The 20,998-nt window shown below is 68.1% G+C and carries 21 protein-coding genes and 1 tRNA gene; 11 read left to right on the forward strand and 11 right to left on the reverse strand.

The window, feature by feature from the left end:
• Positions 1-3: 3 nt before the first annotated feature.
• Both VAPA_RS24500 and VAPA_RS24505 read right to left on the reverse strand, forming a co-directional pair.
• Positions 4-735, reverse strand: coding sequence for a glutathione S-transferase (locus tag VAPA_RS24500; protein ID WP_021012696.1), 732 nt, complete (start codon positions 733-735; stop codon positions 4-6).
• Between the two features lie 53 nt (positions 736-788).
• Entirely contained in the window at positions 789-1,421 is a 633-nt protein-coding gene (locus VAPA_RS24505; protein ID WP_021012697.1) for an FMN-dependent NADH-azoreductase, read from the reverse strand.
• A gap of 104 nt (positions 1,422-1,525) precedes the next feature.
• Between VAPA_RS24505 and VAPA_RS24510 the strand changes: the two genes are divergently transcribed.
• Positions 1,526-2,413 carry a LysR family transcriptional regulator gene (locus VAPA_RS24510; RefSeq protein ID WP_021012698.1) on the forward strand — a complete coding sequence of 296 codons (888 nt, stop codon included), beginning with the start codon at positions 1,526-1,528 and terminating at the stop codon, positions 2,411-2,413.
• 30 nt (positions 2,414-2,443) lie between these two features.
• Here the strand turns inward: VAPA_RS24510 and VAPA_RS24515 are convergent, their stop codons facing one another.
• Positions 2,444-3,442, reverse strand: coding sequence for a Bug family tripartite tricarboxylate transporter substrate binding protein (locus tag VAPA_RS24515; protein ID WP_021012699.1), 999 nt, complete (start codon positions 3,440-3,442; stop codon positions 2,444-2,446).
• A 26-nt stretch (positions 3,443-3,468) separates the two neighbouring features.
• Positions 3,469-4,638, reverse strand: coding sequence for a M20 family metallopeptidase (locus tag VAPA_RS24520; protein ID WP_021012700.1), 1,170 nt, complete (start codon positions 4,636-4,638; stop codon positions 3,469-3,471).
• A gap of 102 nt (positions 4,639-4,740) precedes the next feature.
• On the opposite strand from VAPA_RS24520, the gene VAPA_RS24525 reads away from it, so the two are divergent.
• Entirely contained in the window at positions 4,741-5,673 is a 933-nt protein-coding gene (locus VAPA_RS24525; RefSeq protein WP_021012701.1) for a MurR/RpiR family transcriptional regulator, read from the forward strand.
• Between the two features lie 52 nt (positions 5,674-5,725).
• Here VAPA_RS24525 and VAPA_RS24530 read toward each other — a convergent pair whose 3' ends face one another.
• From VAPA_RS24530 to VAPA_RS24545, 4 genes are all read right to left on the reverse strand, one after another.
• Complete coding sequence (locus VAPA_RS24530; protein ID WP_230558929.1) at positions 5,726-6,343, reverse strand: restriction endonuclease; 618 nt, start codon at positions 6,341-6,343, stop codon at positions 5,726-5,728.
• A 174-nt stretch (positions 6,344-6,517) separates the two neighbouring features.
• Positions 6,518-7,075, reverse strand: coding sequence for a hypothetical protein (locus tag VAPA_RS24535; RefSeq protein WP_021012703.1), 558 nt, complete (start codon positions 7,073-7,075; stop codon positions 6,518-6,520).
• A gap of 224 nt (positions 7,076-7,299) precedes the next feature.
• Positions 7,300-7,374, reverse strand: a tRNA-Arg gene (locus VAPA_RS24540).
• Positions 7,375-7,417: 43 nt separating this feature from the next.
• Positions 7,418-8,089 carry a TetR family transcriptional regulator gene (locus tag VAPA_RS24545; protein ID WP_021012704.1) on the reverse strand — a complete coding sequence of 224 codons (672 nt, stop codon included), beginning with the start codon at positions 8,087-8,089 and terminating at the stop codon, positions 7,418-7,420.
• Positions 8,090-8,270: 181 nt separating this feature from the next.
• Here VAPA_RS24545 and VAPA_RS24550 point away from each other — a divergent pair, with 181 nt between their 5' ends.
• From VAPA_RS24550 to VAPA_RS24565, 4 genes are all read left to right on the forward strand, one after another.
• On the forward strand, positions 8,271-9,560 hold the full coding sequence (locus VAPA_RS24550) for an efflux RND transporter periplasmic adaptor subunit (protein WP_021012705.1): 1,290 nt from the start codon (positions 8,271-8,273) through the stop codon (positions 9,558-9,560).
• Between the two features lie 16 nt (positions 9,561-9,576).
• Positions 9,577-12,741 carry an efflux RND transporter permease subunit gene (locus VAPA_RS24555; protein ID WP_021012706.1) on the forward strand — a complete coding sequence of 1,055 codons (3,165 nt, stop codon included), beginning with the start codon at positions 9,577-9,579 and terminating at the stop codon, positions 12,739-12,741.
• Positions 12,734-14,158, forward strand: a complete 1,425-nt coding sequence (locus VAPA_RS24560) for an efflux transporter outer membrane subunit (protein WP_021012707.1) — start codon at positions 12,734-12,736, stop codon at positions 14,156-14,158. Before VAPA_RS24555 ends, VAPA_RS24560 begins: the two co-directional genes overlap by 8 nt.
• A 115-nt stretch (positions 14,159-14,273) precedes the next feature.
• Entirely contained in the window at positions 14,274-14,882 is a 609-nt protein-coding gene (locus VAPA_RS24565; protein WP_021012708.1) for a c-type cytochrome, read from the forward strand.
• A 64-nt stretch (positions 14,883-14,946) separates the two neighbouring features.
• Here the strand turns inward: VAPA_RS24565 and VAPA_RS24570 are convergent, their stop codons facing one another.
• From VAPA_RS24570 to VAPA_RS24580, 3 genes are read right to left on the reverse strand one after another with little or no spacing between them, the layout of a single operon-like run.
• Positions 14,947-15,498: a DUF2946 family protein gene (locus VAPA_RS24570; RefSeq protein WP_021012709.1), complete on the reverse strand. Its 552-nt coding sequence runs from the start codon at positions 15,496-15,498 to the stop codon at positions 14,947-14,949.
• Between the two features lie 5 nt (positions 15,499-15,503).
• A complete protein-coding gene (locus VAPA_RS24575) occupies positions 15,504-16,514 on the reverse strand; it encodes a YheT family hydrolase (RefSeq protein ID WP_041946600.1) in 1,011 nt (336 codons plus the stop codon).
• Positions 16,515-16,565: 51 nt separating this feature from the next.
• Complete coding sequence (locus VAPA_RS24580) at positions 16,566-17,018, reverse strand: YybH family protein (protein ID WP_021012711.1); 453 nt, start codon at positions 17,016-17,018, stop codon at positions 16,566-16,568.
• 218 nt (positions 17,019-17,236) lie between these two features.
• On the opposite strand from VAPA_RS24580, the gene rutA reads away from it, so the two are divergent.
• Genes rutA through VAPA_RS24605 form a run of 5 tightly spaced genes read left to right on the forward strand, consistent with a single transcriptional unit; the run spans position 17,237 to position 20,975 of the window.
• On the forward strand, positions 17,237-18,349 hold the full coding sequence (rutA, locus tag VAPA_RS24585) for a pyrimidine utilization protein A (RefSeq protein ID WP_021012712.1): 1,113 nt from the start codon (positions 17,237-17,239) through the stop codon (positions 18,347-18,349).
• A 13-nt stretch (positions 18,350-18,362) separates the two neighbouring features.
• Positions 18,363-19,154: a pyrimidine utilization protein B gene (gene rutB, locus VAPA_RS24590; protein WP_021012713.1), complete on the forward strand. Its 792-nt coding sequence runs from the start codon at positions 18,363-18,365 to the stop codon at positions 19,152-19,154.
• Positions 19,155-19,186: 32 nt separating this feature from the next.
• On the forward strand, positions 19,187-19,579 hold the full coding sequence (gene rutC / locus VAPA_RS24595) for a pyrimidine utilization protein C (protein WP_021012714.1): 393 nt from the start codon (positions 19,187-19,189) through the stop codon (positions 19,577-19,579).
• Between the two features lie 2 nt (positions 19,580-19,581).
• Positions 19,582-20,382 (forward strand): pyrimidine utilization protein D, encoded by an 801-nt coding sequence (rutD, locus tag VAPA_RS24600; RefSeq protein ID WP_041946233.1) that lies wholly within the window; start codon positions 19,582-19,584, stop codon positions 20,380-20,382.
• Complete coding sequence (locus VAPA_RS24605; RefSeq protein ID WP_021012716.1) at positions 20,379-20,975, forward strand: malonic semialdehyde reductase; 597 nt, start codon at positions 20,379-20,381, stop codon at positions 20,973-20,975. The genes rutD and VAPA_RS24605 overlap by 4 nt, the downstream gene beginning before the upstream one ends.
• The last annotated feature ends 23 nt before the right edge of the window (positions 20,976-20,998 follow it).

A 20,998-nucleotide genomic window follows, 5' to 3' on the forward strand; every position in this document is an offset into this window, starting at 1 on the left:
CCCTCAGCCATCCAGCTCCGCATAGCGCCTGAAGATCCCGTACTCGTTGAACGCGATGCGGCGCGGGCTTTGCAGGTAGTCGTGCACGCGCTGGCGGCGCCGGACGTTGTCGTGCAGCTTCTCGACCGCCGGCGTGGCGGCCAGCGCCCGGGCCGCGGCCTTCGGGAACGCATAGCGCAGGCCTTCGACCAGCTGGAACAGCGACAGGTCGGCATAGGTCAGCACATCACCCACCAGGTGCGACGACCCCGCGGGGTTGCGCCGCAGCACGCGCTCGAACCAGTTCAGGAACTTGGGAATCCGCTCCTCGCGGAAGGCCCGCGCGCGCTGCACGGCCGCATCGCGCTGGTCCTCGTAGTAGGCGCCGGTGGAAATCGGGTGGTGCGTGTCGTGCGCCTCGGCCACCACGTCGGCGATGGTGAGCTGCAGCTGGTGCGTCCACAGGCCGTCGGATTCGCCGACGCCCGCGAGGCCCAGCCGCGGCCCGAGGTACAGCAGGATGGCCGCGGTCTGTCCCACGACGATGTCGCCGTCGATCAGGAACGGCGGCGCGAAGGAGGGGCGGACGATGTCGGGGTCGTCGAGCCGGTCGCCCAGTGCGGACTCCCCGCCGCCCTTCGATTCGGGCAGCCGCGCCACGTCGACATAGTCCGCACCGGCCGCCTCGAGCGCGAGCCGCACGAATTCCCCGCGGCCCTGGATGGTGGGCCAGTAGTGGAGTTGGTAGGTGGTCATGCGGCCATGGTGTCAGGGTCCGCATGGCCCTGCAACCGGCCGCCCAGAGCCCCTCAGAGCCCCTCGGCAAGCTCCACAGCGCGGCGCCTGGCCTCGGCTCTCGCATCGGCATCGACTTCCGGCCCCATCAGCGTCTTCTCGACCACCACGGAGCGCACCTCGCGCACGCCGATGAAGCGCAGCCAGGTCTCGATGTAGGGCAGCTGGAAGTCGAGCGCGTGCGCGGAGCCGTCTTTTCCCAGCGGGTAGTCCAGGCCCCTCGCGCACACCACCGTCGCCCGCCGGGTCTGGAGCATGCCCGAGAGACCCGAGGCGTCGAAGCGGAACAGCACGTCCTTGTGCGACACCACGTCGATCAGGTGCTTCAGCTTGTAGGGAATGCCGAAGTTCCACAGCGGCATCGCCAGCACGATGTGGTCCGCGGCGTGAAAAGGCGCGGCGACGCGACGCACCTCGTCCCAGGCCGTTTGCTGGGCGTCGCTCAACGGCACGCCGTTGATGCCGGCGTACTTGGCGTCGAGCATGTCCTGCGACAGCTCGGGCAGCTGCATGGTCCACGGGTTCAGGGTGGTGACATGGCAGGCCGGGTGGATGCGCGTCACTTCGTCGATGAAGGCGCCGGCCACTTCGATGCTGGCGGAACGCGTCTTCCTGGGCGAGGTCTCGATGTAAAGCAGTTCTTTCATGGCGTGCGGGGGTGAGTGGTTCGGAACGCCGAGGCTAGGCAGCACAGACCCTGCACACAAGCAACATAATTTGCAGCCATTCAGAACAAACTTCACTGAAACCCATGCTCGACTCCCAACAGCTGCGCGCCTTCGTCTCGGTGGCCGACCACGGCAGCGTGACCCGGGCGGCCGACGCCATGCACCTGACGCAATCGGCCGTGAGCGCGCAGATCCGGCGGCTCGAAGAGCAGCTGGGCTGCCGCGTCTTCGACCGCACCACCCGGTCGCTGCAGCTCACAGCCCAGGGCAGCGTGCTGCTGAGCTATGCCAGGAGCATCCTCAACCTGCAGCAGCAGGCGGTCTCCAGGCTCGCGGCGCCCCGTCATGCGCCGGCCACGCTGCGCCTCGGATGCTCGGAGGGGTTCCCTAGCGGATGGCTGTTCGCCGCGCTCGCGGGCTTTCGCCAGCGCAGGCCCGACGTGCATGTGGAAATCACCTGCGGCATCAGCACGGTGCTGGCCAAACAGGTGCGGCAGCGCTCGCTCGACCTGATGGTCGGAACGGTCTGCGACGCCGGAAGCGACACCGAAACGCTCTGGATGGAGCCGCTGGTCTGGGCTTTTTCGACAAAGGCGCTGCTCGACCCCGACGCGCCCGCCCCGCTGGCTTTTCTCTCGGAGCCCTGTCCGTTCCGCGAAGCCGCGCTTGCCTCGTTGGCCGGGCACGGAACGACGAACTGGCAGGTCGTGCTGACCGCGCAGGGCTCGGGCGCATTGGTGGCCGCCGCGGCCGCCGGCCTGGCGATCACCGTGCTGACGCCCTCGGGCATGCCGCCCATCCTGCGCTCCATTCCGCCGGGCAGCTTTCTGCCGCCGCTGCCGCCCGCGCGCTTCGTGATCCAGCGCGCCGAAGGGAGCGCGGCGCCGAAGCCGCTGGCGGCGCTGGTCGACGAGGTGCGCGAGGCCTGCTTCAGGTGGCGCGGGGCGCACGCGGGAGCGCTCGACGCGTAGCGCCGCGCCCCCGGCTCGCGGGCTTGCTGGCTACTCGGCCGTGATCCCCGCCTTGCGCACCACCTCGCCAAACTTGACGAGGCGCTCGGACATCATCTTCTCGAAGGCGGCAGGCGTCATTTCCTCGGGCGCGATCACGCCGCGCTCCTTGAGGCTGGCCTGCATGGCCGGCGACGTGGCCACCTGGCGCACGGCCTTGTACAGCGTCTGCACGATGGCGTCCGGCGTGCCGCCCGGGGCGGCCAGCCCCGTCCACGACGTGAGGTTGAGCTGGGGGTAGCCCACTTCGGCCATGGTGGGCACGTCGGGCAGCTGCGGCAGGCGCTTGTCGGCCGCCACGGCGAGCGCGCGCACCCTGCCGGCCTGCACGTGCGGCAGCATGATGACCAGGTTGTCGAGAATGAACTGCACCTCGTTGGCCAGCACGGCCGTGATCAGCGGCGTGCCGCCGCGGTAGGGGATGTGCGTGGTGAACACGCCCGTGGCGGCCTTGAGCATCTCCACGTTGAGCTGGCCCATGCTGCCCACGCCGCCGCTGCCGTAGTTGAGCTTGCCGGGGTTCTTCTTCGCGTAGTCGATGAACTCCTTGAAGCTCTTGATGGGCAGGCTCGAATGCACCACCAGCGCATTGGGCTGGCGGCCCAGGATGGCGATGTTCTCGAAATCCTTGATGGGGTCATAGCCCACCTTGGGCTGCGTGAGCGGGTTGGCCAGGTGACTGCTCTGCGACGACACCACCAGCGTGTAGCCGTCGGGCTTGGCGCGCGCCACCATCTGCGACGCCACCGAGCCGCCCGCACCGGCGCGGTTCTCCACCACGATGGGCACGCCCAGCGCGCTCGACAGCGGCTCCGAATACTGGCGCGCCATGATGTCCACCGACCCGCCCGGAGGGAACGGCACCACGAGCGTGATGGGGCGCGAGGGGAACTTGTCGTCGGCGTGTGCCGCCAGCGGCGCCAGGCCCGCGAGGCCAAGGCCCAGGCCGGCGTTGAGGATGTGGCGACGAGTGGGTTGTGTGGGGTGCATGGAATCGGCTCTCGAAGGCAAAAGAATCAGGGGTGGTCCAGGATGGCCAGCGCCACGGCCTGGGCGCGCGGCACGAAGGTGGCGAGCTCGCAGTACTCGCGCTCGGTGTGCGCGTGCCCGCCCACGGGGCCGGTGCCGCACAGCGTGGGCGCGCCCACCGAGGCGGTCAGGCCGCTGTCGGCCGCGCCGCCCGTGAACTCTCCCTGCACCTCGAAGCCCAGGGCCCGGGCACCGTGCTGGTAGAGCGCCAGCAGCTCGTCGGGCGTGGGCTTCATGGGCATGGTGCGTCGCGATCCGGTCACGCGCCCCTTGGTGCGCGGCACGGACTCTTCCTCGACGATGCCGCGCACCTTCGCGAGCAGTTCGTCCGGGTCCGTTTCCGACGTGAAGCGCATGTCCAGCTCGGCCTTGGCATGCGGCGCCACCATGTTGGGCACGATGCCGCCGTGCACCACGCCCACGTTGGCGGTCACGCCCGTGGCCGGATCGGTCAGCGCATGCAGCGCGAGGATCTTGCGGGCCAGCGCCTCGATGGCACTGGCGCCGGCCGCGTGGTTGATGCCCGCATGGGCGGCGACGCCCTCGACCTCGAACTCCACCACCATCGAGCCCTTGCGGCTGGTGACGAGATTGCCGCTGACGCGGCCCGGCTCGGCGTTCAGCACCGCCCGCGCGCCGCGCGCCTTGGCCATGATGCGGTCGCGCGTGGCGGCCGAGCCGATCTCTTCGTCGCACGAGAAGAACAGCTGCAGCGGCGCCTTCAGCCCGCCGCAGCGCGCGAAGGCCTCGGCCACGAACACGTTCATCACCAGGCCCGACTTCATGTCGGCCACGCCGGGACCGTAGGCGCGCCCGTCTTCCACGCGGAAGGGCCGGCGTGCCGCGGTGCCGGCCGGGTACACGGTGTCCATGTGCCCCATGAGCAGGATGGGCGCGCCCTCGGCGGGCCCGGGCACCTGGGCATGCAGCAGCACGCCATAGCCCGGCACGGGCTCGAACTGCACGGCCACGCCGGCCGCCTCCAGGCGCTCGCGCAGCGCCGTGGCCACGGCGGTCACGCCCGCTTCGTTGCGGCTGCCGCTGTCGATGTCGACCACTTTCTGCAACAGATCTTGCATGGCCTGCCCCTGGCCGGCCAGCCAGTCCAGGAGGCGGGCTCGCAGCTGCGAGCGGCTCTCTTCAAGGGTATCCTGCATCTTCGTCCTTCCATGAACCCCGCGGCGCCGGGGTGAAATTTGGGCCGCAGTGTTGCACGCGTTGCCGGTGTTTGCAATACTTTTTTCATAAAAGAGGCATCAATGAAATTATCATTGCAAGAATCGACAGGCTTGCTCACCGAGCGCCTGGCCCGCCAGGGCCGCGAGCTGACGGCCAGCGAACGCGCCCTGGCCGAGGCCCTGGGGCGCGACTATCCGCACGCATTGCTGGAATCCGCCACCGCCCTGGCCGCGCACAACGGCACCAGCGCCTCCACCGTGGTGCGGCTGTTCGCCAAGCTGGGCTACGCGAGCTATGCCGAGGCGCAGCGCGAAGCGCGCGCGGAAGTGACCGCGCTGCTGCAGACGGCCGGGCAGCGCGCCCCCGTGACCATCGGCACGCAGCGCAGCCTGCAGCAGTGCGTGGACGACGCCCTGCTGCACGACCAGCACAACATCACCGCCACCCGTGACGGCCTGGACATGGCGGCGTTCGAGGCCATGGCCACGCGCATTGCCAAAGGCAAGGGTCGCCTCTTCGTGCTGGCGCAGATCAACAGCGCGCCCGTGGCCGCCTGGCTGGCCCTGCACCTCAACATGTGCCGCCCCGGCGTGCACGAGCTGGGCGCGGGCGCAGTCACCGCCACCGACCAGCTGCTGTGGATCCAGCCCGAAGACGCCCTGCTGGCCTTCAGCATCCGCCGCTATTCCAGCGGGCCGGTGAACGTGGCGCGGCGCTTTCGAGAAGCGGGCGCGCAGGTGCTGGCCATCACCGACAGCGCCACCGCGCCGCTGGCCGCGCTGGCCCACCACCGGGTGCAGGTGCGCACGTCCAACGCATCGCCGTTCGATTCCTACACCGCGGCGTTCTTTGTCTGCAATGCGCTGGTGTCCGCCGTGGCCCAGCTGCGGCACGAGGCGGTGTCGCAGGCGCTGGCGCGGCGCGACCAGCTGTGGAAGGACGTGGAGGCGTCGCAGCTCATCGTGGATGAGGTGCCTGTGCGGGCGGGGCGGCGCAAGGGGGGGAAAGGATAGGCGGGCAGGTCAGAAGCCACCTCGCTCGCGCAATGCGAGCCCTGTCATTCAGCTACCGAGCGGACACCGTGTAGAGCTTGAAGCGGCAACGCGTCTTGCCGTAGTTCATGCAGCCCCAGAACGGTGTGCCGCCCTCCTTGGGCTTTCTCTCCGCCATCTTCACGCCGCAGTTCACGCAGGTCGGTTTCCAGTACTCGCCTTCGTAGGCAACTGCGAGCAGTGCCTGCTGCTGCTCGGGCGTGCGCGTGCCAATGAGGCGCAGCAGACCTGATTGATCTTGTGCGTTGATGCCATTGGCCTTGGCGAAGACCAACGCGTCGTCAGTGAATGTCGAGCTTGTGGCGAAGGTGCCGTACTGCAGGTCGTTGGCCTTGAGCACACCGAAGAACTCGCGCAACTGCTGGACGCCGACTGGCTTGCGGCGCCAGTGCTTGCATTGAACGATCATTGGCTTCGGGCTGTGTGCCGAATAAAGCCAGATGTCGACGCCGCCGTCCGCGCCATGAGACTGGCTCTCCGTACGTACGCCGGCCTGCCCAAACAGCGTTTCGCACAACGCCTCGAAGCGGCGCCACTCGATGTCCTCGAATACCTGAGGCGACCACGCCCGCTGGGGCGCATGGGCCACCTCGCCGGTCTCGCCTGTGAGTTCTTTCTTCAGCGTGCTCAACCATCCCGCCATACGTCACCTCCACCTCTTTGGGCACCAATGTAACGCAGTGTTGCGGCGCGTCTTCTTCTGGCCGGCTGGATGCCCGGCTGCTGGATCAGTGGCGGAAGGAGTTGGCTATGAGCGCAGGGGTACTTGATTGAGGACGGGTCGTTGGCCTGCGCCGCAGACGAGCTACCAACTCGGCTTTCGATCACCCTGCGCACGAATCCGCTGGCCGCGATCAACGCCTACCTGGTGGATGCTGGCCAGCTCGCAGCGTCGCCAGAAACCCACGCCCTCCAACACGGTGGAGATGTCGATCTTCGCCAGCCGGTAGAGCCCCAGGGCCACGCCTTGCACGAATGCGGAGATCAGCAGCTCCGCGTGCTCGTCATTCCTCAAGCTGCCGCGGATCAGTTTCCCGCCAAGCTCCATGAGCTTCAGCGCGTGGCTCGACGCGGTTGCGGTACTTTCCTTTGTCAGCCGCAGACACCGAAGCCTGGAGCCGAGCGTCCACACCGCGTGACGCGGAACCTCGTCGAACCGAGCCTCTTCGAGCACGATCTGCCTTGCGCGGATTTCACCGAAGTCGCGATGGTCCTGGCCATAGAAGAATTTGGCGAACTCGTCGGCCTGCTTCTCGACGGCGCGTTCGCTGTGTGCCATCTTCTCCGTGGCCCTGAGGCCCGAGACATGCTCGACAAGAAAACCCAACTCATCGCCCGACCGCTTGTGAGATCCCTTCGCCATCGTTGCGTCTCCAGGTCTCGAACTCGATGCGCCTCCTGGTGCTCGGCATCCGACACCGCGCCAGAAGATGGGGAGGAATCGGCCGAGCCCCCTACCTCATCGGCACCCCAACCACCATCGGATTGAGTCAAGTTTCCTCGGTACCAATCGGGCAACAGAACCACATTCCCCAGAGGAGAAAACAAAAAAAGCCGGACACCTTTGAAAGTGTCCGGCTTGCTATCTGGTCCCGCCGCCAGGAATCGAACCTGGATCTCAGCCTTCGGAGGGCCGAATTCTATCCGTTGAAATACAGCGAGAAATCTGGGCTCCGGCAGAACCGGAGCCTCGCATTATCGCCCATCAGGCGGCGATTTCTTCGGCTTCGTTCCCGATGCCCGCCGGCGAGTTCCGCACAAAGCCCAGCCCGGCCAGGTAAACGCGGAAGGTGCGCCGGCCGGCGGACACCAGCTCGAAGGCGGTGGGGTCGAGCAGCCAGTTCTGGATGAGCCCGCTCAGCAAGGCGTGCAGGCCCTGGGCCGCCACGTCGCCGGGCACGGGCAGCCTGATGTGGTCGCGCCGCGCGGCCAGGTGCAGGGCTTTTTCGAAATCGCTCACGCAGGCGTTGCGCGCATCCAGGTGGCGCTGCTGCACCGAGGCCATGTCGTGCGTGTATTCGACCTTGTGGGTGGCCACGTCGAACACGCGGCGCACCTGGGGGTCGGTGGTCATGAGGGTCAGGGCATGCACCATGCCCTCCTCGATCTCGGCCAGCGGGTCGTCGTCGATGCCCGCCGCCGCGGCGGCGGCCCTGGGGCCGGCCTCCAGCGGGAGGATGACGCGCTCCATCATCGCGTTGAAGAGGTCGGCCTTGTCCTTGAAGTGCCAATAGATGGCGCCGCGCGTGGCCCCGGCCTGCTGCGCAATCTGCTGCAGCGAGGTCTGCGAGACGCCTTGCGCCTGAAACAGCAGCTCCGCGGCATCGAGCAACCGATTCCGCGTGGCCAGTGCCTCTTCCTTCGTACGACGTGCCACCCAGTCTCCCAATTTGTAAAGCCAAGCCCTTTCCGATGCGTAGGGCCATTCGATACTGTCACTATACATCCATGAATGTATGTAAACTACCGGGCTTCCCCGATGGCCCGGCTGTTTATGCTGGCTTTCTGTGTTCGCTCCGCGAACGCGCCATCTCCCGTCTTTGCTTCAAAGGATTCGCATGCCTCTCCTGCATGTTTCGCGTCAATCGTCGTTCTCGCCGCGCCTCGCGATCGTGGCCGCTGCTGTGGTGTTGGTGCTCGCGGCCTGTTCCAAGGGCGATGCGCCGGCCGGCCCGGGTGGCGCGGCCGGCGGCGGCGCCCGGCCCGCACCCGAGGTGGGCGTGGTGGTCGCCACGCCCACCGACGTGGGCCTGGTCACCGAACTGCCGGGCCGGCTCGAAGCCTCGCGCGTGGCGCAGGTTCGCGCCCGCGCCTCGGGCATCCTGCTGAAGCGCGAATTCCGCGAAGGCAGCGACGTGAAGGCCGGCCAGCTGCTGTTCCGCATCGACCCGGCACCGCTGGTGGCCGCCGCGCAGAACGCGCGGGCCACGCTGGCGCGCGCCGAGGCCAACGCCGTGCAGGCGAAGGCACTGGCCGACCGCTACAAGCCGCTGGTCGAGGCCAATGCGGTGAGCAAGCAGGAATACGCGACGGCCGTGGCCTCGCAAAAGACGGCCGAGGCCGACGTGGCCGCGGGCCGCGCCGCGGTGCAGACGGCCAAGATCAACCTGGGCTACGCCGACGTGACCTCGCCCATTTCGGGCCGCATCGGCCGCGCGCTGGTGACCGAGGGCGCGCTGGTGGGCCAGGGCGACGCCACCGAGCTGGCCGTGGTGCAGCAGATCAACCCGGTGTACGTGAACTTCACGCAATCGGCGTCCGACGTGCTGAAGCTGCGCCGCGCACTGGCTGCCGGCCAGTACAAGCGCGCCAGCGGCGAAGAAGCGGCCAGCGTGAACGTGGTGCTGGAAGACGGCACCGACTACGCGCTGCCCGGCAAGCTGCTGTTCTCCGACCTGACGGTGGATTCGACCACCGGCCAGGTCACGCTGCGCGCCGAGGTGCCCAACCCGAAGGGCGAGCTGCTGCCCGGCCTGTACGTGCGCGTGAGGCTGGAGCAGGCGCAGGCCAGCAACGCCATCACGATTCCCCAGCAGGCCGTCACGCGCACGCAGCAGGGCGACACGGTGTCGGTGGTGAGCGCCGACGGCAAGATCAGCCAGCGCACGGTGAAGATCAGCGCCGCCAAGGACAACCAGTGGGTGGTGCTCGATGGCCTGAAGGCCGGCGAGCAGGTGATGGTCGACGGCTTCCAGAAGCTGCAGATGATGCCGCCCGGCACGCCGGTGAAGGCGGTGCCATGGAAGAAGCCCGCGCCCAACGGCGCGGCACAACCGGCAGCGCCGGCGGCGTCTGCCGCGGCGGCGCCAGCGAGCGGTCCGGCGCCTGCCACGGCCGAGAAGAAGTAATCAGGAGCGCGCCCGCATGGCCAAATTCTTTATCGACCGACCGATCTTCGCCTGGGTGATCGCGCTGTTCATCCTGGTGATGGGCGGTGTGGCAATTACCCAGCTGCCGATCTCGCAGTACCCGCCGGTGGCACCGCCGGCCATCGTGATCAACGTCGCCTACCCCGGCGCCTCGGCCCAGACGCTGGAGGACAGCGTGCTGTCCGTCGTCGAGCGCGAGATGAACGGCTCGCCGGGCCTGATCTACATGGAATCGGTGGCCCAGGCCGACGGCACCGGCACCATCACCATCAGCTTCGAGGCCGGCACCAACCCCGACCTGGCGCAGGTGGACGTGCAGAACCGGCTCTCCCGCGCCACGCCGCGCCTGCCGGCCGCCGTGACGCAGCAGGGTGTGCGCGTGGACAAGTCGCGCAACAACTTCCTGATGTTCGTGATGCTGTCCTCGGACAATCCGCAGTTCGACCCGGTGGCGCTCGGCGACTATGCCGCGCGCAACGTGGTGCCCGAACTGCAGCGCGTGGTCGGCGTGGGCCAGGCCCAGCTGTTCGGCTCTGAAAACGCGATGCGCATCTGGATCGATCCGAACAAGCTGCAGGGCTTCAACCTGTCGGCCACGGACGTGAACAACGCGATTCGCGCGCAGAACGCCCAGGTGTCCTCGGGCACCCTCGGCGACCTGCCCAACATCCCCGGCCAGGCCATTGCGGCCACGGTGGTGGTGAACGGCCAGCTCGCCAACGTGGAGCAGTTCCAGAACATCGTGCTGCGCGCCAACACCGACGGCTCGACCGTGCGGCTGAAGGACGTGGCGCGGGTGGAACTCGGCGGCCAGTCGTATGCCACGTCGGCGCGCCTGAACGGCGTGCCGGCAGTGGGTATTGGCGTGCAGCCCACGCCCAACGGCAACGCGCTGCAGTCGGCCAAGGCGATCCGCGCCAAGATGGCGGAGCTCCAGCGCTTCTTCCCGCAGGGCGTGAAGTGGGACATTCCGTACGACAGCTCGCGCTTCGTGCAGATCTCCATCACCGAAGTGGTCAAGACGCTGCTGGAAGCCATTGCGCTGGTGTTCGTGGTGATGTTCCTGTTCCTGCAGAACTGGCGCTACACGATCATCCCGACCATCGTGGTGCCGATTGCGCTCTTGGGCACCTTCGCCATGCTGCTCGCAATGGGCTTCTCGATCAACGTGCTGACCATGTTCGGCATGGTGCTGGTGATCGGCATCGTGGTGGACGACGCCATCGTGGTGGTGGAGAACGTCGAGCGCATCATGAGCGAAGAGGGGCTGTCGCCGCTCGAAGCCACGCGCAAGGCCATGAAGCAGATTTCGGGCGCCATCATCGGCGTGACCGTGGTGCTGATCTCGGTGTTCGTGCCGCTGGCGTTCTTCGCGGGCTCCACGGGCAACATCTACCGCCAGTTCTCGGCGGTGATGGTGACCTCGATCGCCTTCTCGGCCTTCATGGCGCTGTCGCTCACGCCGGCGCTGTGCGCCACGTTGCTCAAGCCCGTGGAAGCCGGCCACCACCATGAGAAGACCGGCTTCTTCGGCTGGTTCAACCGCGGCTTCACGCGCACGGCCAAGGGCTATGAAAGCGTGGTCGCGCGCATCCTGCGTCGCGCCGCGCGCTACCTGATCATCTACCTGGCGATCATCGGCGCGGTGGTGTTCACCTACCTGCGGCTGCCGAGTTCGTTCCTGCCGGCGGAAGACCAGGGCAACATCATCGTGAATGTGCAGCTGCCCCCGGGCGCGACGCAGGAGCGCGCACTGTCGGTCATGCAGCAGGTCGAGGGCTTCATCCTGAAGCAGCCCGAAGTGCAGAGCATGGTGGGCGTGATGGGCTTCAGCTTCTCGGGCCAGGGGCAGAACGCGGGCCTTGCCTTCGTGACGCTGAAGGACTGGGAAGAGCGCAAGGACCCGGCCCATTCGGCCAGCGCCCTGGCGGGCCGCGCCTTCGGTGCGCTCTCGGGCATCCGCGACGCGTTCATCTACCCGCTGAGCCCGCCGCCCATTCCTGAACTGGGCAATGCCAGCGGCTTCAGCTTCCGGCTGCAGGACCGCGCGGGCGCGGGCCACGAGGCGCTGATCAACGCGCGCAACCAGCTGCTGGGCATGGCCGGGCAGAGCAAGATCCTGTCGCAGGTTCGCCCCGACGGCCTGGAAGACGCGCCGCAGCTGCAGATCGACATCGACCGCGACAAGGCCAACGCCCTGGGCGTGACCTTCGACGCGATCAACGCCACGCTGTCGACGGGCCTGGGTTCGAGCTACATCAACGACTTCCCGAACCGCGGCCGCCTGCAGCGCGTGGTGGTGCAGGCCGATGCGCCGGCACGCATGCAGCCCGACGACCTGCTCAAGCTGAACGCCAGCAACACGAAGGGCCAGCCGGTGCCGCTGTCGGCCTTTGCGACCACCAAGTGGGTCAAGGGCGCCACGCAGACGGTGCGCTACAACGGCTATCCCGCAATCCGCATCAGCGGCGACGCCGCCGCGGGCTTCAGCACGGGCGCCGCCATGGCCGAGATGGAAAAGCTCGCCGGGCAGCTGCCGCAGGGCTTCGGCTTCGAATGGACGGGCCAGTCGCGCGAAGAAAAGCTCGCGGGTTCGCAGGCCATCATCCTGTACGGCTTCGCGATCCTGGCGGTGTTCCTGTGCCTGGCCGCGCTGTACGAGAGCTGGTCGATTCCGCTGTCGGTGATCCTGGTGGTGCCGCTGGGCGTGCTGGGTGTGCTGCTGGCGACGATGCTGCGCGCCTACTCGAACGACGTGTACTTCCAGGTGGGGCTGATCACCATCATCGGCCTCTCGGCGAAGAACGCGATTCTGATCATCGAGTTCGCGAAGGACCTGCAGGCGCAGGGCAAGGGCATCATCGAATCGGCGCTGGCCGCGGCCCACCTGCGGTTCCGCCCGATCATCATGACCTCGCTGGCCTTCGGCCTGGGCGTGGTGCCGCTGGTGCTCGCCTCGGGGGCCGGTTCGGCCAGCCAGCGCGCCATCGGCACGGGCGTGCTCGGCGGCATGGTGACGGGCACGGCGCTGGCCGTGATCTTCGTGCCGGTGTTCTTCGTGGTGGTGCGCAGCCTGTTCAAGGGCAGTGCGCGCCAGCATGAAGCCGACAAGCGGCACGCGGAAGCAGCCGGCATCACGGAAGAAAAAGCACATGACTAAGAAACTGATTCCCACAGCCTTGGCCGCGGCAATGCTGCTGGCCGGCTGCTCGCTGATTCCGACCTACGAGCGCCCGGCGGCGCCGGTGCCCACCACCTACCCGGGCGACCCGGCGCAGCCGGCCGGCCAGGCCGCGGCGGCCGTGGCCTGGGAAGACTTCTTCACCGATGCACGGCTGAACGGCCTGATCCGCACCGCGCTCGCGAACAACCGCGACCTGCGCGTGTCGGTGCTCAACATCGAGCAGGCGCGCGCGCAGTTCCAGATCGAGCGCTCGGCGCTGTTCCCGGCGCTGGGCCTCACGGGCAGCGGCTCGCGCTCGAGCCCCAACCCGTACCAGGCCTTCGACAGCAGCGCGGGCAGCGTGTCGTCGCAGTACAGCGTCAACCTGGGCGTCACCGCCTGGGAAATCGACTTCTTCGGCCGCATCCGCGCGCTGAAGGACCAGGCGCTGGCGCAGTACCTGGCCACCGAGGAATCGCGCAAGGCCGCGCAGGTGAGCCTGATCGCGGCGGTGGCCACCGGCTGGCTCACGCTGATTGCCGACGACGAGCTGCTCGAACTCACGCGCCAGACGCTGGTCACGCGCGAGGAATCGGTGCGCCTGACCAAGATGCGCTTCGACAACGGCGTGTCGTCCGAGCTCGACTTCCAGGCCGCGAACTCGCTGGCCGAAACCGCGCGCGCCTCGTATGCGCAGCAGCAGCGCACGCGCATGCAGGACGAGAACGCGCTCGCCCTGCTGCTGGGCGCGCCGGTTCCGGCCGACGCCACCGCGGGCGGCATCAAGGGGCTGGACAGCGTCAAGCCGATGCCCGACGTGCCGGCGGGCCTGCCCTCCGACCTGCTGGCCGAGCGGCCCGACATCCGCGCCGCCGAGCAGCAGCTGATTGCGGCCAACGCCAACATCGGCGCGGCACGCGCGAACTTCTTCCCGCGCGTCTCGCTGACCACCACGCTGGGCACCGCGAGCAGCGAGTTCTCGGGCCTGTTCGACAGCGGCTCCAAGGCCTGGTCGTTCGCGCCGTCGGTCACGCTGCCGATCTTCGACGCGGGCCGCAACCGGGCCACGCTCGACTCGGCCAAGGCCGGGCGCGAGATTGCCGTGGCCCAGTACGAGAAGTCGATCCAGACCGCGTTCCGCGAAGTGGCCGATGCCCTGGCCGGCCGCGCCACGCTGGGCGAGCAGGTGCGTGCGCAGCGCGCGCAGGCCGATGCCGAGGCCGTGCGCTTCAGGCTCTCGGACATGCGCTACCGCAACGGCATTGCCAGCGCGCTCGACCTGCTCGATGCGCAGCGCTCGCTCTACACGGCGCAGCAATCGGCGGTCACCACGCGCCTGCTGCAGCTGCAGAACCAGGTCACGCTCTACAAGACACTCGGCGGCGGCTGGGCCACCCCGGGCAGCAAGGGCTGAGGCTTTCGCGCGACGGACGGAGAGCGGCCTTGCGTCCTTTGGGCGGAGGGCCTCTCTATAATCGCCGGTTGATTCGAAAAAGCCCCCCGACGAGCCCCCGTTATTGAGGACGCCAATGAGCGCAGACCCGCACTACCAGGCCACAGAAGACGCCCACACCGGCCCGATCAAGAACCCGAAGCAACTGCTGCTGGCGGTATTTTTCTCCTTCGTCGCACCCATCCTGATCATCGTGGGCCTTGTGGCCTATGTGGTTTCGGCCAACAAGCCCGCGGGCACGTCCGAGGGCGACAACATGTCGCTCTACGGCGTGTCGCAGGACACGCGCGACCGCGAAGTGGCCGAACGGCTCAAGAAGGTCGGCGCCATCGAGATCCGCGACGCCAACCGCCCGCTCGCTGCCGGCGATGCCGTCTTCAAGGCGCAGTGCGCGGCCTGCCACGGCGCGCCCGGCATTCCCGGCGCTCCGCACCTGAACGACGCCGCAGCCTGGGGCCCGCGCATCGGCCAGGGCTACGAAACGCTGCTCGACCATGCCCTGCATGGCAAGGGCGCCATGCCGGCCCAGGGCGGCGGCGACTTCGAAGACCTCGAAATCGGCCGTGCCGTGGTCTACATGGCCAATGCCGGCGGCGCCAAGTTCGCGGTGCCCGAGCGTCCCGCAGCGGCAGCGGCACCCGCCGACGGCGCCGCTTCGGCGCCCGCAGCGGCTGCAAGCAAGTAACCGGGCCACGCCCAAAGAAAAAGCCGGCTTCGAGCCGGCTTTTTCATGTCCGCCGCCAACTCAGCTATTCTTTTAATAGCATGGCAAGCCGGCTCGCCGCCGGGCTCAGCACATGGTCGAAGCGCTGCGGAAGGTCGCCCGCGTGCACCGGCTCGGGCGTCCACAGGCCCTGCTCCACGGCTTCGGCGGCAAGGCCCACGTCCTGCGTATGGACCAGCCCGAGCCCGATGGGCGCGGCAAGGAAGAGGCGGCCCTGCTCGTCGAGCAGGCAGGCCGAGATGTCGCCCGCCGCCTGCCCGGTGTGGGCCGTGACGGCAAAGCCGTTGTCGTCGGCAATGCGCCAGACGAAAGGCGCGGCCTCCAGTTCGACGTACACGCGCTGGGGGCCGTTCTGGAAGAACCACTGGCCCTCGTCGTCGTGGTCGTAGTTGCGCTGGATGAAGTCGATCAGCTTCTCGTGCCGCAGCATCGAGCCCTTGGACGTGGGGAAAGGGCCCTCGGCCTGCGTGCCGTCGTCGCGCATGTACCAGTTGCCGCGCGCGTCCAGGCCGAGCCAGCCGTAGCAGTGCGGCACGTTGGGCCACTTGGCGAGCGCCTGTTTAACGATGTCGTCCATGAAAGCTATTGTGCTCGCGCCTGCGGCGGATTGGATGGTGCAAACCCGGCCAGCCAGCCGCCCACGCGCTCGGGCATGTCGCGCACATGGCCGGGCGGCAGCCCGAGCGGAAAGCCCACGTGGCCGCCATGCGCGGGCTGCCACAGCGTGACGTACGGGCCGACCTCGTCGGGGCCGGGCAGGCTCCATGCCGGAATGAACGGATCGTTGAGCGCATTCACCACCAGCGTGGGCACGCGGATCGCGCTCAGGTGCGGCTTGGACGAGCCCCGGGCCCAGTAGTCGTCGGTGTTGCGAAAGCCGTGCAGCGGTGCGGTGAACACGTCGTCGAAGGCGTAGAGATCCCGCGCCGCAAGCAGCTGCTCGCGGTCGAACAGGCCGGGAAACTGCGCCAGCTTGGCCAGCGCCTTGGGCTTCATGGTCGCCAGGAACATGCGGGTGTAGACCAGCCGGTTGAAGCCGCGGCCAATGGCGGCGCCGCCGGCCGCCAGATCGAGCGGCGCAGACACCGAGGCCACCGCATTCACCGAGTCGCGGGCCGTGTCGCCGGCCTCGCAGGCCCAGCGCAGCAGCGCATTGCCGCCGAGCGAGACGCCCACGGCCAGCACGGGGCCGCCGCCATGGAGCGCGTGCTGGTCGTGCATGCGCTGCAGGATCCAGCCGATCTCCTCGTAGTCGCCCGAGTGGTAGGCGCGCGGCGCCAGGTTCATCTCGCCGCTGCAGCCCCGGAAATGCGGCACCGCGTAGGCCATGCCCTGCCCGGCGGCAAAGGCCGCGAAAGCTTCCGCATAGTGGCTGCGGGAGGAGCCCTCCAGCCCGTGGAACAGCACCAGCAGCGGCTGCGGGCCGGGCAAGGCCGCATCGGCGAAATCGACGTCGATGAAGTCGCCGTCGGGCGCGGTCCAGCGCTCGCGGCGGTACGCCGGCGCCGACCCGTCGAAACGGCGGGCATAGAGCGCCGGCCAGATGGTCTGCAGGTTACCGCCGGGCAGCCAGCGCGGCGCCATGTAGCCCATGGCCGCATGCAAGGTGGATGAAGATGAGGCGGCGGCGGGCATTGCGTCGCTTCAGTGCAGGGTCTGGGGCAGATCGTTCGCCTCGCTGGGCTCGCGCGCGCTGCCGGGGCTTGCATGGTGCGCCACCAGGCGCCAGCCTTCGACGGTCTTGTGATAGACGTTGGTGGCCAGCACGAAGGCATGCTTGGGCCCTTCGGCCGTGAGCACCTCGATGCGCTCCAGCACGTTGTGCACCGCGCTCGCCAGCGACTCGATCTTGCGCACGCGCGCCGGCGTCGCATGGATGGCGCCGTTGCCGAACATCTGCTCGAAGGCCGCGCGGATCGCGGTGGCACCCACCAGCCGGGGGCCGCCGGGATGCACGCAGAACACCTCGTCCTCGTCGGCCCAGCACGCCATCAGGGCATCGATGTCGCCGCGCTGCAGCGCTTCGTAGAAGGCCGCTTCGATGTCGTCGGCAGTGCCGCCGATGGCCGCGGCGGCGCGGAGTGGAGTCTTGGACATGGGGTGATTTTGCCGCGCGATCCATGACGCGGGGGCTGCACCGCTTTGGCCTTGCGGCGCACCGTGCTGCCGCAGGGCGGACGGTTCGCTTGCTCCACTTTGGACCAAATGGTCAAACTAAAACATTCAAATACAGTCAAGTTGTTGATTTCAAACGACTTCCTGAATTGGCACGGGCCATGCATAGGGCTTTGCGAACCCGCAACAGGAGCTTCTGCATGAACGTTGGCATCTTCATTCCCATCGGCAACAACGGCTGGCTGCTCTCCGAGAACGCGCCGCAGTACAAGCCCAGTTTCGAACTCAACAAGGAGATCACGCTGGCGGCCGAGCGCTACGGCGTGGACTTTGTGCTTTCCATGATCAAGCTGCGCGGCTTTGGCGGCAAGACCGAGTTCTGGGACCACAACCTCGAATCGTTCACGCTGATGGCCGGGCTCGCGGCGGTGACCACGAAGATCAAGCTCTTTGCCACCGCCGCCTCGCTGGTGATGCCGCCGGCCATCGTCGCGCGCATGGCGTCGACCATCGATTCCATCTCCAACGGCCGCTTCGGCCTCAACCTCGTCACCGGCTGGCAGCGGCCCGAGTATTCGCAGATGGGCATGTGGCCTGGCGACCAGTTCTTCGGCACGCGCTACCAGTACCTCTCCGAATACATCCAGGTGCTGCGCGACCTCTGGGGCACCGGCCAGTCGGACTTCAAGGGCGACCATTTCAAGATGGACGACTGCCGCCTGAGCCCCCGGCCGCAGGCCGACATGAAGGTGATCTGCGCGGGCCAGAGCGATGCGGGCATGGACTTCTCGGCCAAGTACGCCGACTACAACTTCTGCTTCGGCAAGGGCGTGAACACGCCCAAGGCCTTTGCGCCCGCGGCCGAGAAGCTCATCGAGGCCACGCGCAAAACGGGCCGCCACGTCACCACCTACGTGCTGATGATGGTGATTGCCGACGAAACCGACGAGGCCGCGCGGGCCAAGTGGGAGCACTACAAGGCCGGCGCCGACCACGAGGCCATTGCCTGGCTGGGCCAGCAGGGCGCGGCCGACACCAAGTCGGGCGCCGACACCAACGTGCGCCAGATGACCGACCCGACCTCGGCCGTCAACATCAACATGGGCACGCTGGTCGGCTCCTACGCCACCGTCGCGCGCCTGCTCGACGAGATGGCCGAGGTGCCGGGCACCGAGGGCGTGCTGCTGACCTTCGACGACTTCGTGCAGGGCGTGGAGGCCTTCGGCGAACGCATCCAGCCGCTGATGAGAAGCCGCGCGCACGTGCAGAGCCCCGTGCCGTCGCAGGCCGAACCCGAGCGCCTTGCGGCCTGAGCAGGAGCGTCACGTGAGCACTCCAGCACGCAACACCACCCTCACATCGAACACCCCCGTCGGCGCGCCGCGCCTGCCCGGCGCCCCGGCACCGCAGGTGCTGCCCGCGCGGCCCGAGCCGCTCGCGCTGCATGCCACCGACTCGGCGCTGATCGTGGTCGACATGCAGAACGCCTATGCCTCGATCGGCGGCTATGTCGATTCGGCCGGCTTCGATATTTCCGGTGCGCAGGGCACCATTGCCAACATCGCGCGCACCATTGCGGCGGCGCGTGCGGCCGGCATGCTGGTGGTGTTCCTGCAGAACGGCTGGGACGCCGCCTACGTCGAAGCCGGCGGGCCGGGCTCGCCCAACTGGCACAAGTCGAACGCGCTCAAGACCATGCGCGCCAGGCCCGAGCTGCAGGGCAAGTTCCTCGCCAAGGGCGGCTGGGACTACGAGCTCATTGCCGAGATGAAGCCGCAGCCCGGCGACATCGTGGTGCCCAAGACGCGCTACAGCGGCTTCTTCAACAGCACGCTCGACAGCACGCTGCGCGCACGCGGCATCCGCCACCTGGTGTTCACCGGTATCGCGACCAACGTGTGCGTGGAGTCGACCTTGCGCGATGCCTTCCACCTCGAGTACTTCGCCGTGATGCTGGAAGACGCCACGCACGAGCTTGGCGGCGCGGCCATCCAGAAGGCATCGGTCTACAACGTCGAGACCTTCTTCGGCTGGGTCTCCACCGTCGATGACTTCGTGCGCAGCTTCGCGCCGGCCGCCGCCGGGCAGCCCGCGCCGAGCCTTGCGCTCGCCGCCTGATTCCATCGTTCAACCCACAGGAAGGAGCTCCCATGCCCAAGCAAGCCATCATCCCGGCCGGAACCACCACCCCGATCGCCCCGTTCGTGCCCGGCACCATGGCCGACGGCATCGTCTACGTGTCGGGCACGCTGCCCTTCGACAAGGACAACAACGTGGTCCACGTGGGCGACGCCTCCGCGCAGACGCGCCACGTGCTCGAGACGATCCAGAACGTGATCAGGACGGCCGGCGGCACCATGGACGACGTGACCTTCAACATGATCATGATCAAGGACTGGGCCGACTACGCGAAGGTCAACGCGGTGTACGCCGAGTTCTTTCCGGGCACCAAGCCCGCGCGCTATTGCATCCAGTGCGGCCTGGTGAAGCCCGATGCGCTGGTCGAGATCGCGTCGATCGCCCACGTCGGCAACAAGGCCTGAGCATGCCGCTGCACTACGAAGTGCATGGGCCGGCCGACGGCGAGGCGGTGCTGCTGTCGTCGGGCCTCGGCGGTTCGGCCGCCTTCTGGCAACCGCAGCTTGGCGCGCTGGTCGAAGCGGGCCATCGCGTGATTGCGTACGACCAGCGCGGCACGGGCCGCAGCCCCGCCGCGCTGAACGCGGGCTACGCCATCGCCGACATGGCACGCGACGTGGTGCGGATTCTCGACGCCACGTCGACGCCGCGCTGCCACCTGGTGGGCCATGCGCTGGGCGGGCTCGTCGGCCTGCAGCTGGCGCTCGACGAGCCCTCGCGCGTGGCAAGCCTGGTGCTGGTCAATGCGTGGTCGAAGCCCAATCCGCATTCGGCACGCTGCTTCGATGCGCGGCTCGCGCTGCTCGATGCCTGCGGCCCGCGCGCGTATGTCGAAGCGCAGCCGATCTTCCTGTACCCCGCCGCCTGGTGCGCGGAACATGCGCAGCGCGTGGCCGACGAGGTCGACCATGCGTTTGCGCACTTCCCGGGCGAAGCCAACATGCGCGCACGCATCGGCGCGCTGCGTGCCTTCGACGTCGACGCGCGCCTTGGCGACATCTCCGTGCCCTCGCTGGTGGCCGCCGCCATGGACGACGCCCTGGTGCCGTGGACCTGCTCGCAGCGCCTGGCCGATGGCCTGCACGACGTCACGCTCCACTTCATGCCGCACGGCGGCCACGCGCACAGCGTGACCGAGGCCGGCGCCTTCAACCGCAGCCTGCTCGACTTTCTCACCCGGGTCAGCGCACCCGGCGTTCTCGCATGACCAAGACCCCAGCCCTCGACGATGCCGCACTGGCACTTCTTTTTACCGAGGCGCGCAGCCACAACGGCTGGACTGCCGAGCCCGTGACCGACGCGCAGGTCCGCCGGATCTACGCGCTGGCCTGCATGGGACCGACCTCGGCCAACTGCTCGCCCGCGCGCTTCGTGTTCGTTCGCACGCCCGAAGGCAAGCAGCGCCTCGCGCCGGCGCTTTCCAAGGGCAACCTCGACAAGACCATGGCGGCTCCCGTCACGGTGATTGCCGCGTGGGACCGCAGGTTCTACGACAAGCTGCCCACGCTGTTCCCGCATGCCGACGCGCGCAGCTGGTTCACCGGCAGCCCCGAGGCCGCGCACGAAACCGCCTTTCGCAACGCCAGCCTGCAGGCGGCCTACCTGCTGCTCGCCGCGCGCGCGGTGGGGCTCGACGCCGGGCCGATGTCGGGCTTCGACAAGGCGAAGGTCGACGCCGCGTTCTTCGAGGGCACCGACTGGAGCGCCAACTTCCTGATCAACCTCGGCCATGGCGATCCGGCCAAGGTGTTCGGCCGCCTGCCGCGGCTCGCCTTCGACGAAGCCTGCATCCTGGCCTGAAGCCCGTCACGGAAATTTCTCCT

The sequence above is a fragment of the Variovorax paradoxus B4 genome, from assembly GCF_000463015.1.
GTDB classification, from domain to species: domain Bacteria; phylum Pseudomonadota; class Gammaproteobacteria; order Burkholderiales; family Burkholderiaceae_C; genus Variovorax; species Variovorax paradoxus_E.